15 protein-coding genes are annotated in these 15,864 nt (G+C 35.5%); 1 reads left to right on the top strand and 14 read right to left on the bottom strand.

Annotated features, from left to right (window positions below; translation table 11 throughout):
- Position 1: 1 nt before the first annotated feature.
- Complete coding sequence (locus C8P67_RS19420) at positions 2–1,639, top strand: S41 family peptidase (RefSeq protein WP_115814846.1); 1,638 nt, start codon at positions 2–4, stop codon at positions 1,637–1,639.
- Here the strand turns inward: C8P67_RS19420 and C8P67_RS19415 are convergent.
- The 14 genes from C8P67_RS19415 to C8P67_RS19350 all read right to left on the bottom strand — a co-directional run bounded on the left by C8P67_RS19415 (position 1,636) and on the right by C8P67_RS19350 (position 15,858).
- A complete protein-coding gene (locus C8P67_RS19415) occupies positions 1,636–2,199 on the bottom strand; it encodes a DUF4256 domain-containing protein (RefSeq protein WP_115814845.1) in 564 nt (187 codons plus the stop codon). The two genes, C8P67_RS19420 and C8P67_RS19415, sit on opposite strands and share 4 nt — an antisense overlap.
- 393 nt (positions 2,200–2,592) lie before the next feature.
- Positions 2,593–3,009, bottom strand: a complete 417-nt coding sequence (locus tag C8P67_RS19410) for a DoxX family protein (RefSeq protein ID WP_115814844.1) — start codon at positions 3,007–3,009, stop codon at positions 2,593–2,595.
- A gap of 89 nt (positions 3,010–3,098) precedes the next feature.
- On the bottom strand, positions 3,099–3,521 hold the full coding sequence (locus C8P67_RS19405) for a GNAT family N-acetyltransferase (RefSeq protein WP_115814843.1): 423 nt from the start codon (positions 3,519–3,521) through the stop codon (positions 3,099–3,101).
- A 4-nt stretch (positions 3,522–3,525) separates the two neighbouring features.
- Entirely contained in the window at positions 3,526–3,966 is a 441-nt protein-coding gene (locus C8P67_RS19400; protein ID WP_115814842.1) for a carboxymuconolactone decarboxylase family protein, read from the bottom strand.
- Positions 3,967–4,051: 85 nt separating this feature from the next.
- Positions 4,052–4,861 (bottom strand): helix-turn-helix domain-containing protein, encoded by an 810-nt coding sequence (locus C8P67_RS19395; protein ID WP_115814841.1) that lies wholly within the window; start codon positions 4,859–4,861, stop codon positions 4,052–4,054.
- A 30-nt stretch (positions 4,862–4,891) separates the two neighbouring features.
- Positions 4,892–5,338, bottom strand: a complete 447-nt coding sequence (locus C8P67_RS19390; RefSeq protein WP_115814840.1) for a GNAT family N-acetyltransferase — start codon at positions 5,336–5,338, stop codon at positions 4,892–4,894.
- A gap of 42 nt (positions 5,339–5,380) precedes the next feature.
- Positions 5,381–6,358: a DUF4837 family protein gene (locus tag C8P67_RS19385; RefSeq protein ID WP_115814839.1), complete on the bottom strand. Its 978-nt coding sequence runs from the start codon at positions 6,356–6,358 to the stop codon at positions 5,381–5,383.
- 54 nt (positions 6,359–6,412) lie between these two features.
- A complete protein-coding gene (locus C8P67_RS19380; protein ID WP_115814838.1) occupies positions 6,413–7,069 on the bottom strand; it encodes a 3-keto-disaccharide hydrolase in 657 nt (218 codons plus the stop codon).
- Between the two features lie 25 nt (positions 7,070–7,094).
- A complete protein-coding gene (locus C8P67_RS19375; RefSeq protein ID WP_115814837.1) occupies positions 7,095–9,125 on the bottom strand; it encodes a LysM peptidoglycan-binding domain-containing protein in 2,031 nt (676 codons plus the stop codon).
- A gap of 439 nt (positions 9,126–9,564) precedes the next feature.
- A complete protein-coding gene (locus C8P67_RS19370) occupies positions 9,565–10,752 on the bottom strand; it encodes a phosphoglycerate kinase (RefSeq protein WP_115814836.1) in 1,188 nt (395 codons plus the stop codon).
- A gap of 252 nt (positions 10,753–11,004) precedes the next feature.
- Positions 11,005–11,622 (bottom strand): outer membrane beta-barrel protein, encoded by a 618-nt coding sequence (locus tag C8P67_RS19365; protein WP_115814835.1) that lies wholly within the window; start codon positions 11,620–11,622, stop codon positions 11,005–11,007.
- Between the two features lie 176 nt (positions 11,623–11,798).
- On the bottom strand, positions 11,799–12,458 hold the full coding sequence (locus C8P67_RS19360; protein ID WP_115814834.1) for a CoA transferase subunit B: 660 nt from the start codon (positions 12,456–12,458) through the stop codon (positions 11,799–11,801).
- 75 nt (positions 12,459–12,533) lie between these two features.
- A complete protein-coding gene (locus tag C8P67_RS19355) occupies positions 12,534–13,232 on the bottom strand; it encodes a CoA transferase subunit A (protein WP_115814833.1) in 699 nt (232 codons plus the stop codon).
- A gap of 307 nt (positions 13,233–13,539) precedes the next feature.
- Positions 13,540–15,858 (bottom strand): penicillin-binding protein 1A, encoded by a 2,319-nt coding sequence (locus tag C8P67_RS19350; protein WP_115814832.1) that lies wholly within the window; start codon positions 15,856–15,858, stop codon positions 13,540–13,542.
- Positions 15,859–15,864 lie beyond the last annotated feature (6 nt).

The raw sequence follows: 15,864 nt of genomic DNA, 5'->3' as shown, positions 1-15,864 counted from the left end.
CATGTGTACCCTTTTCCAAAAAAAATTTATTATTCCAGTTGTTGCATCCGCATTTTTGTTTGTGGGGGTAAGTTTCAAAGACGACTATTTTGAGATTGCCAAACAATTGGAAATTTTCACAACGCTGTTCAAAGAATTGAACAAAAATTATGTTGATGAAACAACTCCCGCCGAGCTGATGAACAACGCTGTCAAAGGAATGTTGAGTTCTCTTGATCCATATACGGTATATTTTAATGAGCAGGAAGTACTTAAGTTTAAAATCAATAATACTGGCGAATATACTGGAATTGGTGCCTTAATCACTCGCGAAAACGACAAACTGATTCTAAAAGAACCGTACAAAAATTTCCCAGCCGACAAAGCGGGTTTAAAAGCTGGGGACGAAATCATTCAGATTGGTGATACTCCTTTGGCCGACTTCAAGGACGATGCTTCACAGCTTTTTAAAGGATCCAAAAACACAAAAATTGACGTTAAATACATTCGTCAAGGCAAACCATATTCGGCTGTAATTGTATTGGATGAAGTCGAAATTAAATCGGTTCCTTATTTTGCCAAAATTGATGACAAAACGGGTTATATTGTATTGGCACACTTTAATAGAAAGGCTTCTTCTGAAACCAGAGAGGCATTGGAACAATTAAAAAGACAAGGTGCCGAAAGAATCGTTTTGGACTTAAGAGGGAATCCTGGCGGGTTATTGAACGAGGCTGTAAACATCTGCAATCTTTTTGTTCCTAGAAATGAAGTTATTGTAACCACCAAATCCAAAATAGAGAAACACAACAACACCTACAAAACATCACAAGAACCTGTGGATACCACAATTCCATTGGTGATTTTAGTAAACGGCCGAAGTGCTTCTGCCTCCGAGATTGTTTCGGGAGCGTTACAGGATTTGGACCGAGCAGTAGTTTTGGGAAGCCGTAGTTTTGGAAAAGGATTGGTACAAAGACCAGTTGAACTTACATATGGCACTCAGCTGAAAGTCACTATTTCACGCTATTACACGCCTTCCGGCAGATGTATTCAGGCGCTGGATTATGCGCATAAAGATAAAAATGGTGTCGCAACCCGAACTGATGCCAAAAACTATAACGCTTTTAAAACTAAAAAAGGAAGAACTGTTTATGATGGTGGCGGAATTTTGCCAGATATCGAAATGGAAGAAACCAAAACAAGTCCAATTGCCAATGCCTTATTAAAAAACGACGGTATTTTTGATTATGCAACCAAATATTATTACAAAAATCCAAATTTAGGAACTAAAATCCCCGTAATCACTGATGCTGATTATGCTGATTTCAAGCAATATCTAAAAGCACAGAAATTCAATTTTGATACCGAAACCGAAATTGCGTTAAAAAATACTTTGGCAGCTGCCAAAAAAGAGAAACTGGATGAAGCTATTACACTGGAATATCAACAGCTTCTTACTGCACTTCAAAAATCGGAGAATGCTTTGTTGGACAAAAATCAGAAGGAAATAAAGGGGTTACTACTGGATGAAATCATCAAACGCTATCAATATCAGGAAGGTCTTTATGATTATTACATCAAAAACAATCCTGAAATTAAAAGGGCAGTAACTATACTGAACGCAACAGCGGAATATAACTCGATTTTGAAAATCTAAACTCTTAGCGAACCTCTAAATCCTCGAGCCGCGTAGTAAGAATCCGCGCCATTGTGATATACGAACACTGTTCCGTATCTAAAATCGCAGAAGAGAGCACCGCCAAGTTTTCTAATAGCAGCTGGTGTTACAATCCAGCTGGATGTTTTATTGTCAAACTTTCCTAGTTTTTGGAGATTTCGGTATTGTTCTTCGGATAAAAGTTCAATTCCCATTGCTGATGCAGCGTCGATAACGGTGTCTTTGGGTTTGTTTTCTTTTCTTTTGTCAAGAGCTTCACGGTCGTAGCAGTAACTTCTTCTTCCGGCTGGGCTTTCTATTGAACAATCGACGAAAATATATTCGTCACTTTTATTGTCGTAACCAACAACATCTGGTTCTCCGCCAGTTGTTTCCATTTCATTAAGGGACCATAATTTTTCAGGATTGGCTTCTAGTTTTGCTTGTATGTTTTCCCATTCAAGACCTTTGTGTCGGTCCAAATGTTTTTCAAAACGGGTTTTTAATATCTGAAGTAATTCGCTACTTTTTTCTTGTAACAGCTCTTTTTTAGTTCCCATTCTTTTTAGATTATTTATTTAGATTCGTATTTTTCATTATCGCTATTTAGCTATTATGCAAGTAATTGCTAGTTTTGATATGATAGCGTTTCCGTAAAATTACAAAAAAAGTCTTTCAATCATCCTACATTCGATTCCGCCACGAATTCACTAATGAATCACGAATTACAATGTGTTTTTTAATTACACGAATTATTAAAGCTGATAGAATACTTGGATAACTTTTTTAAATACAAATACTCTAATTCTACTGTAGATCATTATGGAAAACAAATTTTCATCCTTAGCCCCGATCGTAGTGAAAATCCTCTTGTACTGGGGTTCAGTACAAGAGATTGCGACAAAGAGCGGGACTGAACTTGTTATAAAATGCAAAATTTCTGCTCCAAAAAATTATGCAATACTCTTTACCGAGTTATTTTTTACAAGGACACTTAACACAAATGCTCCTGCTGAAGCCGTAAAAACCGAATAATCCAGCGGTGCTTTGCAATTTATGGCGATTGTCATAGATAAGGCAAAACCAAGTAATAAAAAGCCACTACATTTGGCTATCAACTGGCTTTTGAAAGTCGTTAGCAACGCAATTGCAAAAACGATTTCCAGAAAAGTGGCTATTCCGCCAATTATGGAAGCTAGATTGTATGTCAAAAAGGGCAATAACGTATTGGTGTATTTTGCAAATGCTTCCCAATTGCCCCAAGCGGAAACTTCTTTATTCCACAGCCCAAAACGGTCTGCGACTGCCGATAAAAATCCGGCACTTAACGAAATTCTCAAAAACCATTCGAATATTTTTTCTTGTTTCATATATGTAAAATTTATTTGTTAAAGGTCATATATGGTATCGCTTTAAAGATTGGTGTTTGTTTTCAACAAACAGGTTTTTAATGGCGATTTCATAGCTGTTTATTAAAGTGAAAAGCACTAATTGTAAAATTTTCCTTGAAATAGAGTTTGTGTGCCACGGTTCTCACGTGTCCGCTGTCCAATTGTACCGATTCGCATTTTTGCTGTCTGGCAATATCATAAATATGGTTCAGCAAGGCGGATGCATATCCTTTGCCCCTGCTATTTTCGACAGTTGAAAGATCATCTATGTACAACATATTACCACAATAGAGCATCGTCCAAAAACGGTAGCCCGCTATGGCCACGGTTTTGTCATTATCTTCAAGATATAGAAGTGTGTATCCTTCTTTTTGCATTTCCTTAATTTGCTGTACAAATTCATTTTCTTTCAGCATAGGGCGCAAAATAGACATAGCCTCCCAGCAGGAAGCTATATCTTTGTCTGTAATTGCAGTCTTGATTTCGATCATTTTATTATTCCGGAATTAATAATGTGGCTCTTCCTATTCTGTTCCAAGCGTTGATACAGGCAATGGCCATAATTGCGTGTGAAACTTTTTCTTCGCCCAAAACCTCAATTGCTTTATCGAAAGTTTCGTTTGAAACTCCGAGATGCGAAATCAAAGTAGTTTCATCCGTCAAGGCTAGAACGGCTCTTTCTTCATTAGTGAAATAAGGCGAATCTGCCCAAGCATTCAAAGCCAGCAATCGTTTGGAACTTTCGCCACCCGCAAGCGCATCATTGCTGTGTGACTGTATACATAACGCACAGCCATTGATTAGCGAAGCTCGTACTTTGATTAGGTGATATAATGTTTTTGGCAAATTCGTTTCGTTGACGTATTTGTCAAGCTGAATAAGTGATTGGTAAGCACTTGGCGTTACCTTGTTGATGTCAATTCTTTGTGTTTGCATTTTTCTTTTGTTTAAATTACAATACAAAACTATGAGGATGGCTTTCGCCAAAAAATGGACAAAACTTTAAAAATGGTGGACTTTGCTATTCGGTCAAAAGGGAACGCAAATGATCTTTTGCACGAGTGTCAGTTTGTTTTTTGAAAAACCTTGAAAAATAATGACTGTCATCAAATCCTAATTTGTAGGCAACTTGTTTTACATTTAAGTTTTCGTAATTGAATAATCGCTTGGCTTCCAGAATTATTAAGTCATTTATCAGCTGTTGCGTGGTTTCCTTGGTATTTTTCTTGGTAAGTTCATTCAGCTTTTGTTCAGAAATATGCAGTAATTGAGCATATTCCTTTACGGTAAGGCGTTTCTCAAAGCTATCTCTTATCAAATTTAAAAACTGCAAAAACAAGGCATCGGGTTTGTAAAGTGGTCTTTGCTGTTGGGCTATTTTGCATCGGCTTACTTCGATAATTAATAATTTCAGGATAGAATGTAAGCTGGTTTCGTATTCAAATGGTTTATTTTCTAATTCGCTTTTTAATGAATCGTAATAATCTGAAATCCTGCTTAAACTATTTTCATTCGGAATCCGAATGAGTTCATTTAATCCGAAATGGCAGTATAAACCGTTGTGGTAAATGAGTTCGACTGATTTTTCATCTTTACAAAAGAAGTCATACGTAAACTCCAAAATACTGCCTACACAATCATTGATTTCTATAAACTGATAATATTGTTTGGGCGTAATGGTCAAAAAATGACCATCGGTAATTTCATAAAGCTGATTGTCAATATCAATTTTTATTTTCCCAGACTTACAAAAGATCAATACAAATTTGTACTGTCTCTCGGGCAAGGTCATTACTATTGCATCGTCAATTGGTTTTAGGTCGAAAGTCATGGTTGCGGGATGAAATTAAAAATGATCTAGTTAATTCTTAATCATTTCGATATGCGGAATATCATCTTCGAGATACATTTCGCTTGACTGCACAAAACCTTGACTTTCGTAGAATTTCTTGAGGTATAATTGTGCGCCAATGGTGATTTGGCTTTCGCCAAAGTGTTCTAGAATACCTGCAATTGCATTTTGCATCAAATCATGTCCCCATTTTCGGTCTCTGTAATCCGGATCTACCACCACTCTTCCGATTGATGCATTATCAAAAGTAATTCCGGCTTTGAAAAGTCGGGCGTGTGCGACAATTTTATTATCATAGATACCGAAAAGATGTAACGCTAGTTTGTCTTTGCCGTCGATATCCAAATAAACGCAGTTTTGCTCCACTACAAAGATCCTGCTTCGCAATTGGAGTATATCATATAATTCGGTTACAGTTAATGCCTCAAAAGGCTTTATTTTCCATTTTATGGACATGGCTAAATTTATTTAATTTATAATTTCTAAAACTGATGAGAATCAATTTATTTTGACACCTTTAATAATCGATTCCAGTTCATGCATGTAATTGCGTCTCTCTCTCGAAGGAACATAGCAAAAACCTTCCAGATAAACAATCCGGTTGTTTTTAGCGTCTATAATCATATAATTTATAAAAGCTCCAAACATAAAACTGTCTTTTAGCCGCCATGTTCCTTTTGTTTCATAAGCAGGCTTTCCGTCAAGAGTAATTTGGGATAGGTAAAGAGGATATGATTTGTCAATGTACAGACTAGACTTGGGTTCTTTGCCTCTGATATATAGAGCTCCTATCGAATCGTGAACTTTTATAACTTTTTCCAAAACATTATCTTCCGAGCTGATCGTATTAAGTGGCAGCTGTGTAAGCAGTAAGCTGGTGCTTCCGCTTGGGAATTCTTGTTTTAACCACACAAAACTTTTATTTTTTAAAGAATAAGAATATTTTTTAGGGATTTTTAAACTCAGATGACATTGTTTTTCAATGGTTTCAGGGTCAACTAAAGAATCATTTAAGAGGAGCTGGTGTGCTTTAATTTCGCCTTCTTTAATGATTTTTATAATTTGCGGAGCTCTTTTTTCGATAATATTGGATAAGTCCGAAAGCGTTTTTCCTGTGATGTGGATTACATTTTGAGGAGCTGCGTATTCATCTTTCTTAATTTTGAAATTATTATCAGTGCCCTGCTTTACAACAATAATGGTTCTGCTTTTGGTAACAAAGCCCTCCATTACGTTAATTGGATATTGGTTGATATCAAACTGAGGCTCTTCTTTGGACAATCCTTCAACAGGGCTGGCAAATTTATTTCGGATGCTGTCGCCGATAATACCATTCCACAACTGATCATCAATTACTACCGAAATAGTATTGATCTTGCCAGTCGAATTTCTTGGCAAACCATCGTCGTCTTGCTTTTTGCATGAAAAAAACAAAATCGATAAAAAGGAAAGATATAGAAAAAGGCTTTTATACATTGAATTGACAATTTATCATCAAAAATAAAAAAAGCCTTTTGAAAAATTTTAGTTTTATTCTTTAGAAATGCTTTTTAGCTGAATATTTCTGAAATCAATTGGAGAACCTTCATAATTTAAGGAAATTTTACCTTCTCTTGAAGAAGCTTCGGTACACTCGTTTACCAATTTTCCATTCAAGTATTGAGTGATTTTTCCGTTGAATGAACGAATCAAAACCTGATTCCATTCTCCGTAAGGATTTTCATTGGCACTAAATTTAGGCGAAGTGACACTTGCTCCCGCTTCGACTAATTTTCCGTTTACTAATGCAGTTATATTATCCAAGAAAATAAAGTCACCAGTAGTATCTTCCTTTATTTGAAATTGAATTCCTTTTGGCCAGATATTGTCAGGGGAATCAGTTGGTATGTTGTACATCACGCCACTATTTTTCTTTGCCTTGCCCTTGTTGTATTTTTCTTCGACATTCCATCGAAATTCTAAAGCCAGTTCAAAGTTTTTATAGCTTTTATTGGTCATCAAATAACCAATGTTATCACCATGCATTCGAATCATTCCATCGGTAAACTCATATACATCGGAAGAATTAATTCTTTGTTTACTTGTTTTGGTAAAAGCATACCAATCATTTTTTGAAAATTTTTCCTGAACAGCACAAGAATTTAAAACCATCAGAAGGGTGGAAGCAAAGACAATTTTCTTGAACATTAATATGAAATTTAAAAACGAATTTTTATCCTTTTATTTTTAAATCCATGCCTGGTGTCAAATCATCGCCAGTGATATTATTCCATTTTTTCAAGTCAGATACTGTAACGCCAGGGTATTTTTTTGAAATACTAAACAATGAATCCCCCTTTTGAACTAAATAATTAGCATCCATATTTTTGGCAGAAGTACCTAGTTCTTTTTTCTTGAATGAATCTACAGTAGCATTATTGGTATTAATTGCCACTTCATTTTTAGCAACAGTAAGTACATTTCCAACAGCTAAATTATTAGAGTGTAAATTATTCCAGTTTTTTAGATCAGCAATAGATGAACCAAATTTTTTCGAAATACTTCCTAGATTGTCACCCTTTTTAACTTCATAATGTATGTTTTTCAACTCTGGGACAACTACAGCAACAGCTTCCTGCGTTTCGGTTTCAACAGCTGGACTGCTTACCTGTAATGCAGCTCCTAATTTTAAATTGTTAGAGGTTAAATGGTTCCATTCTTTAATTTCGGCAACAGTAGTGTTGTTCTTTTTGGCGATGGTGTTGAGGTTATCTCCTTTTTGAACAATATAGGTGTTTGCAGTATTTGCAACCAATGTGTCTTTTTTGTCAATGGTATTTTTAGATTCTGCTGCTGCTACACTAGTATTGTCTTTTACAATAATAGTTTTGCTTTTCTCTTGGTTTGAAACGAATGCTGCACCAGTATCAGCATTTTTTTCAATGATAATTTTTAAAGATTTTCCAGATGCAACGGCATTCCCTTTAATGTGATTCCATTTTTTTAAATCGGAAACTGCCACATTGTTATTCTTGGCAATTTCACTTAAATTATCGCCACGTTTTACTTTGTAATATTTCACTCTGCTATTCGAAGCTATAACAGTAGAATCTTTTTTGAAAACTGTTCTTTTATTTTGATTGTTTTTTTCTTTTTCATAAGCAACATACGCATATATTTTATCTTCATTGGAAGTGAAAACGCCCACTTTGCATGACGGAAGAGTCAAATAATGATTTTTATCGCTATAGCAAGGAATTACATTTCGCTTGTAAGAAGGATTTAAAGCCTCCAACTGCTCAACTGGAATGTCTAATAAATTGGAAATCTGAGCAAAAGACATTTCTTTTTTTACCATAACAGTGTCGGTTGCAAAATGTCTAACCAAAGCTTTTTTAGGAATAATACCATGTTCTTTATGGTATTCATAAATGTACATTGTAGCAAGGAAAGCAGGAACGTAGCCTTGAGTTTCTAAAGGTAAATGTTTTTTGATGTCCCAAAAATTTTGCTGGCCTCCAGAACGGCGGATTGCCTTATTTACATTTCCTGGCCCTGAATTATAAGATGCTAAAACTAAATTCCAATCATTGAAAATAGTAAACATATTTGTCATGTACTGAGCCGCAGCGGCTGATGCTTTTAATGGATCTGAACGTTCATCCACATAAGAATCAATATTTAAGTTATACTGTTTGCCGGTATTATACATAAATTGCCACAAACCGGTAGCGCCCACTCTTGATATTGCCTTTGGATTTAAAGCTGATTCTACTACAGCTAAATATTTAATTTCTAATGGAATGTTTTGTTTGGCTAATGCTTCTTCGAAAATTGGGAAATAATATTCTGCAACTGCCATCTGGCTGGCGAAAGCTTTCTTTCTATTTTTGAGGAATGACTTAATTAAGTTTTCTAGGCCCTGATTGTATTCTATGTTAAAAGGTGACTTTGAATCCATCTTGGCAAGCCTTTCTTTTAATAATGATGTAGGCAGCTCAGCATCGATATCCTTGTCAATATTTACAGTGTTAATTTCGGCAGCTAAATTGTTGTAAATGTCTAAAGATGTACCTATTTGATTCATCCATAAACTATCACTTTTTACAGTATGATCATATTTTACAAAAGAACCTTTAATAGAGTCTAAAAAGCTAGCTGGTTTTTGAATCGTTTCTATTCCTGAATTTTCTATAGTATTCTGTGAAAATGCAAAAGCAGTAAATAGTAAGAAAAATGAAAGTGTGGTATTTTTTATTATCATAACAGTGATTTAATTTGCTATTATTCAAACGGTTACTAGTAAATTTGTGCAAACTTAGAATCTATTTTCTAATTTGAAACAATATAAAGTGTTAAATATACATAAAAAATCGACATTTAACCTAAATTTTTATGATTTGTGAGTAATTAATTTCAAAATAAAACAAAATCAGCAATTTTAGAAAATAATATTAACTTTAAAAACGGTCGAATAATCTTAAATTTAATGGAGCTTTCTAAAAAGTGTTTTTATATGGTAGTGAAATTAAATAGAAAAAGAAAATAGGCGCTTAAATTATTTTTATAACGCAATATATTGATAAATAGTTTAATATATGCAAAAAAAAACCTCAAGCTGCTTTTTTAACAGCTTGAGGTAAGAAATATAAACTAATTATTTTAAAATTAAAAAGTTAGAATTAATACTATTGTAAAAGTAATTAATCTAATATAGCGGCAATTCCCGGTAAAATTTTACCTTCCAGCATTTCTAACATAGCGCCGCCGCCAGTAGAAACATAACTCATTTTTTCTTCAAAGCCGAATTGTTTTACAGCAGCAACTGAATCTCCTCCTCCTACAAGAGAAAAAGCACCATTTGCAGTTGCAGCGGCAATGTAGTCTCCAAGAGCGATGGTTCCTTTAGAGAATGTTTCCATTTCAAAAACACCTAATGGTCCGTTCCAAAGAATAGTTTTTGATTCTAAAATTACTTTTTCAAAGTTTGCCAATGATTTTGGACCTGCATCAAGACCCTGCCATCCATCAGGAATTTCTCTTACATCAACAACTTGAGTATCTGCAGTATTTGAAAAGTCGTTAGCCGCAACTACATCAACAGGAATATGAATCTGAACTCCTTTTTCTTTGGCTAATCTTAAAATTTCCAATGCTAAATCAAGTTTATCAAGTTCGCAGATTGAATCACCTATATTTCCGCCCTGAGCTTTAATAAACGTAAAGGTCATTCCGCCACCAATGATCATGTGATCTACTTTGTCAAGAATGTTTTCGATAACTGTAATTTTAGAAGAAACTTTAGATCCTCCAAGTACAGCAGTAACTGGTTTTTCACTGTTTTTCAAAACTTTATTTAAACTCTCGATTTCTTTAGCTAATAAAGTTCCAAAACATTTGTTATCTGCAAAAAACTGAGCAATAATGGTAGTCGAAGCGTGTGCTCTGTGTGCTGTTCCGAAAGCGTCATTTACATAGATATCACCCAATGAAGCCAATTCTTTAGCGAAAGCTACATCTCCAGCTTCTTCTTCGTCATGAAAACGTAAATTTTCTAATAATAATACTTGACCTGGTTTCAAGTTTTTGGCAGCTTCCTGAGCTTCTGCCCCAACACAGTTTGAAGCAAACTGAACAGGAACTCCTAAAATTTCAGAAGTAGTATTTAAGATATGTTTTAAAGAGTATTTATCTTGAGCTCCTTTTGGTCTTCCAAGGTGAGACATCAAAATAACACTTCCTCCGTTAGATAAAATATAGTCAATAGTTGGTTTCGCTGCTTCGATACGTGTTGTATCTGTTACATTGAAGTTTTCGTCTAAAGGAACATTAAAATCAACTCTTATTATTGCCTTTTTATTATTAAAATCAAAATTATTTAAAGTCTTCATGGTTCTTTTTTTTAATTGTTTTTTGAAAGAAAAACAAAGATATAACTTTTAAATAAGTATTAAATTTGAAAATTCTAAAAATAATGTGAAATTACTAACGAAATCGATGTAAATACGAAATAAGTACAAATTATTAAGAGCAAGCTGTTAGTCGTTGCAGCGAGCAATCAGAAAGTATAATAACCTTGTGACCTATCAAAATAGAAAAGCAGCTCGATTGAGCTGCTTTTCTATTTAAATATTTTTTATCGATTAATGAAAGTTGAAACCGAAAACAGCTCCTAAACCAAACTGATAAGAAACAGCATAATCCTGTACTGCTACAGGTCCCCAATATCCCCAGTAAGTATCTGTACCGGCTGCTGCCCAAGTTGATATAAGATTAGCCTGTAGACTGATAGAAACAATAGAAGCAGTTTTGATTTTTACACCGCCTTTTAGTTCCCATGCAAAGTTAGTATCGCTTCCTCCATAAGGTCCTTCAGTAATTGCCATACCAAGTCCTCCTCCTAAATAAGGAACCGCATTGTTTCCGCTGTCAAAGTAATGATTTCCTCCAATTAAAATATAATTAAAAGCTCCATCACCTTTTTTATCTGGGTATCCTGCTATACCATTTGGTACGTCAATATCCATAGATGTATCAAGTCTTAAATATTTAAGCTCTACAGAAGTTGATTTTTGCGGGAAAAATTCGAATCCTCCTCCATACGTTAGACCATCTCCAATATCCAAATGTCCATAATCAAAGTTAACGTTGTTTGAAAACGTGTAGCTTCCATAAATATTACCTACTACCGATCCTCTATCCTGAGCCATCATACCAGCTGAAAATAAAAGTGCTATTAATAATAATCTGTAATTTTTCATAATTTGTTGTTTTGTTTGTTTCCAGCAAATATAAATAAAAATTTAAAAATATTACAAATTCTATGTTAATTCCAGATAAAATATGATTACTATTTCAGGCAGTTATACTTCGCTGTTCGTTTCATGAATACAGCCCAAGAAAAAGACTTGTAAGAATTATTTCTTCGCTCTAAATGTTAATTAATTATCATTTCTGGAATATCGCCTTCTACAATCAAGCTGGCTTCGGTAGACGAGACGATATGCTCGACTGAAACTCCGGGGGCACGTTCCAATAGTTTAAAACCTTGTGGTGTGATTTCTAAAACCGCCAATTCGGTTACAACTTTTTTTACACATCCCACACCTGTTAGCGGCAGGGTACATTTTTTTAATATCTTGGATTCTCCTGCTTTGTTAACATGCATCATGGCTACAATGATATTTTCTGCCGAAGCCACTAAGTCCATAGCGCCACCCATTCCTTTGACCATTTTTCCAGGTATTTTCCAGTTGGCAATATCTCCGTTCTCTGAAACTTCCATTGCCCCTAAAATGGTTAAATCCACATGCTGCCCGCGAATCATGCCGAAACTGGTTGCGGAGTCAAAAAAAGAAGCTCCAGGCAAGGTGGTAATCGTTTGTTTTCCTGCGTTAATGATATCAGCATCTTCATCACCTTCAAAAGGGAACGGTCCCATGCCTAGGACACCATTTTCGCTTTGAAATTCGACATCAATTCCTTTCGGGATATAATTTGCCACCAAAGTCGGAATTCCTATTCCAAGATTCACGAAATAACGGTCTTTCAATTCCTGTGCAATTCGTTTTGCAATTCCTATTTTATCTAATGCCATTTGTTAATGTGTCAATTTGTTAATTAAAAAATTAGATAATGTCTTGCTATATTATCTAATTCCCTTATTTTCTAATTATCTAATTCTTACTGTTCGCTGCTCAATCCTTTTTTCATATTTCTCGCCTTGAAAAATACGCTGCACTAAAATTCCGGGAATATGAATTTGATTTGGGTCTAATGTTCCAGCTTCGACTAATTCTTCAACTTCGGCAACGGTGATTTTTGCAGCACCTGCCATTGCAGGATTAAAGTTTCTCGCAGTTCCCTTAAAGATGAGATTTCCAGCGGTATCGCCTTTCCATGCTTTTATAATAGCAAAGTCAGCTTTGAAGGCATGTTCCATAATATGCATTTTACCATTAAACTCACGGACTTCTTTTCCTTCGGCAACTTCGGTGCCATAACCTGCGGGTGTAAAAAAAGCAGGAATTCCCGCTTGGGCGGCGCGGCATCTTTCTGCCAAAGTTCCCTGCGGAATAAGATCTACTTCAAGTTCACCCGAAAGCATCTGGCGTTCAAATTCTGCATTTTCACCCACATAGGAAGAAATCATTTTTTTGATTTGTTTTTTCTGCAGAAGCAGTCCTAGTCCAAAATCGTCTACTCCGGCATTATTGGAGATGCAGGTTAAGTCTCTGGTTTCTTTTTGAACCAATTCGGCAATGGAGTTTTCCGGTATGCCGCAAAGTCCAAAACCTCCAAGCATTAAAGTCATTCCGTTTTCGATCCCCTGAAGCGCTTCTTCTACGCTTTTTACTTTTTTGTTAATCATAATAAAGTTTATTACTATATCGATTTCGTGATTAATTTATAAAAATAGATTTATGAATCAAATGTAGTAAAATAATCATATTTCTTAAGTTTTCCAGCTTCTGATTTCTGGTTTTTTTTCCGCTTGAAGGATTACTTCACAGTATATTTATTTTCATTGGTGTTCAGTGAATTTCATTTGAAGTAAGCTGCCGAAGCAGCACGGATAGTCCGACAGCAATAGAAAAAGGAGCCGAATAAGCATTTTGCTATATCTGGCTCCTTTTTCTAGTGGTGTCAAGCCCTAATGATTAGGATTGTGGCTTTATTTATAATGAGAACTCTTCTGTATCTTGTTCCGGCGTTGCTGTAGAATCTTTAACTACCGTTGGTCTTGGAACGTAACAATCAACTTTGATCGATAGATTAGCAGGTCTTTCAAAAGATTCTTTGGAAATTTTTAAGTTTTCGTCCTTGTAGCATTTGTTCATGAAATAACCCCAAATAGGTAATGCCATTGCTGCTCCCTGTCCGTAGGTAAGACTTTTGAAATGTGCCGAACGGTCTTCGCAGCCAACCCAAACGCCTGTTACAAGGTTTGGTACCATTCCCATAAACCAACCATCGGACTGATTTTGTGAAGTTCCTGTTTTTCCTGCAATTGGGTTTTTAAACATATATGGGTAACCAGTCCAGCGTTTGTCGCCGTTTCCTCCGCCTTGCGTACGCAATCTTGCTCCAGAACCACTTTCGGTTACTCCTTCTAATAGTTTAATGATGGCAAATGCGATGTCTTTATTTAATACATCATGAGATTCAGGGATTGGCTCATAGATTACTTCCCCGCTTTTGTTTTCGATTTTGGATAAAAACTGTGGTTTGGTATAAACTCCTTGATTGGCAAATGTACTGAAGGCTGCAACCATATCTTCAACAGTTATCTCTACTGCTCCTAAAGCGATAGAAGGCTGTGTAACGATTTCTGATTTTACGCCTAATTTATGAGTCAGATCAATTACAGCTTCTGGGCTGACTTTGTCTATTAATTTTGCCGATACAGTATTTATAGAGTATGCCAATGCCTGTTTTAGAGTAACCATTCCTCGGTAATTGTTATCGGAGTTTCTTGGTTCCCAGTCTTCGGTAACGTGGTGGCGTCCTTTGCGGATTATGAACGGTCCATCTAGGATAGAATCACAAGGAGACATATTCAATTGCTCGATTGCAGTTGCATATACAAAAGGCTTGAATGTTGAACCTACCTGTCTGGCTCCTTGTCCTACGTGATCATACTGGAAATATTTGTAGTTAATACCTCCAACCCAAACTTTGATATTACCAGTTTGCGGTTCCATAGACATTACTCCAGCCTGTAAAAAGTGTTTGTAATAGCGGATGGAATCCATAGGAGTCATGATGGTGTCTCTTTCGCCTTTCCAGGTAAAAACCGTCATTTTTGTTTTTTCGCTAAAGGTTTTGATGATTTCATCATCACTTTTGTCCTGATCTTTTAGAACAGCCCATCTGTGAGATGATTTCATGGCTTGATTTATGATGCGATCCGTTTCTGCTTCAGAAATATTTACAAAAGGTGCATTTTTGTTAGTTTTGGACTGAATAAAAAACTCTTCCTGCATATTAGCCATGTGTGCCGAAACAGCTTCTTCGGCGTAAGCCTGCATTCTTGAGTCAATTGTAGTGTAAATTTTTAGACCGTCTTTGTAAATATCATAGTCTGAACCATCAGGTTTTTTATTTTCTTCCGTCCATTTTTTCATGTATTCACGAAGGTATTCTCTAAAATAAGTAGCAGTACCTTCTCTATGGCTTTCTAATTTGAAGTGCAGTGTGATAGGCAAGCTTTGCAGCTGCTGTTTTTGCTCCTCAGAGATAATATGTGCTTTTTCCATTTGATGAAGAACTACATTTCTTCTGTTTTTAACACCAACTGGATTTTTTACAGGATTATAAAGTCCTGAGTTTTTAAACATTCCAACCAAAATAGCTGATTCGTCTATAGTAAGGTCTTTTGGTTCTTTAGAAAAATAAGTTTTTGAGGCAGAACTTACACCTACAGAATAATTACCAAAATCATACACATTACAGTACATGGCAATAATTTCGTTTTTGGTGTATTGCCTTTCCAATCGAATGGCAATGATCCATTCTTTCATTTTCTGTACAATACGGAAAGGTAAAAATTTTGACCCTTCTCCATGAAATAACTGCTTGGCTAACTGCTGGGTCAGAGTACTTGCACCGCCGCTTGTTCCTAAACTTGCAATAGCTCTTAATGTTCCTCTTCCGTCAATACCCGAATGCTCATAAAAACGGGCATCTTCGGTAGCTACCAATGCTTGTACCAAGTTTTTTGGTAAATCCGAATATTTTAATTGAGAACGATTTTGTTTAAAATATTTACCTAAAACTACTCCATCAGATGAGATAATTTCGGTGGCTAAATTTGAATCTGGATTTTCTAAATCTTCAAACGAAGGCATAGATCCAAAAAGACCCCATGAAGCAAACAGGAAGAATAAAGCAATAATTCCCAGTCCGTAGAAGTAAATTTTCCAAAATTTTCTGGAATAATATTTTACATCTTTGTTGATGTTTTTTGTCTGAGGGTTATTTTTTTTGATAGCCATAATCGT

Origin of the sequence: Flavobacterium aquicola (assembly GCF_003385115.1) — a bacterium.
Taxonomy (GTDB): domain Bacteria; phylum Bacteroidota; class Bacteroidia; order Flavobacteriales; family Flavobacteriaceae; genus Flavobacterium; species Flavobacterium aquicola.
This window is presented reverse-complemented; position numbering and strand designations above follow the sequence as displayed.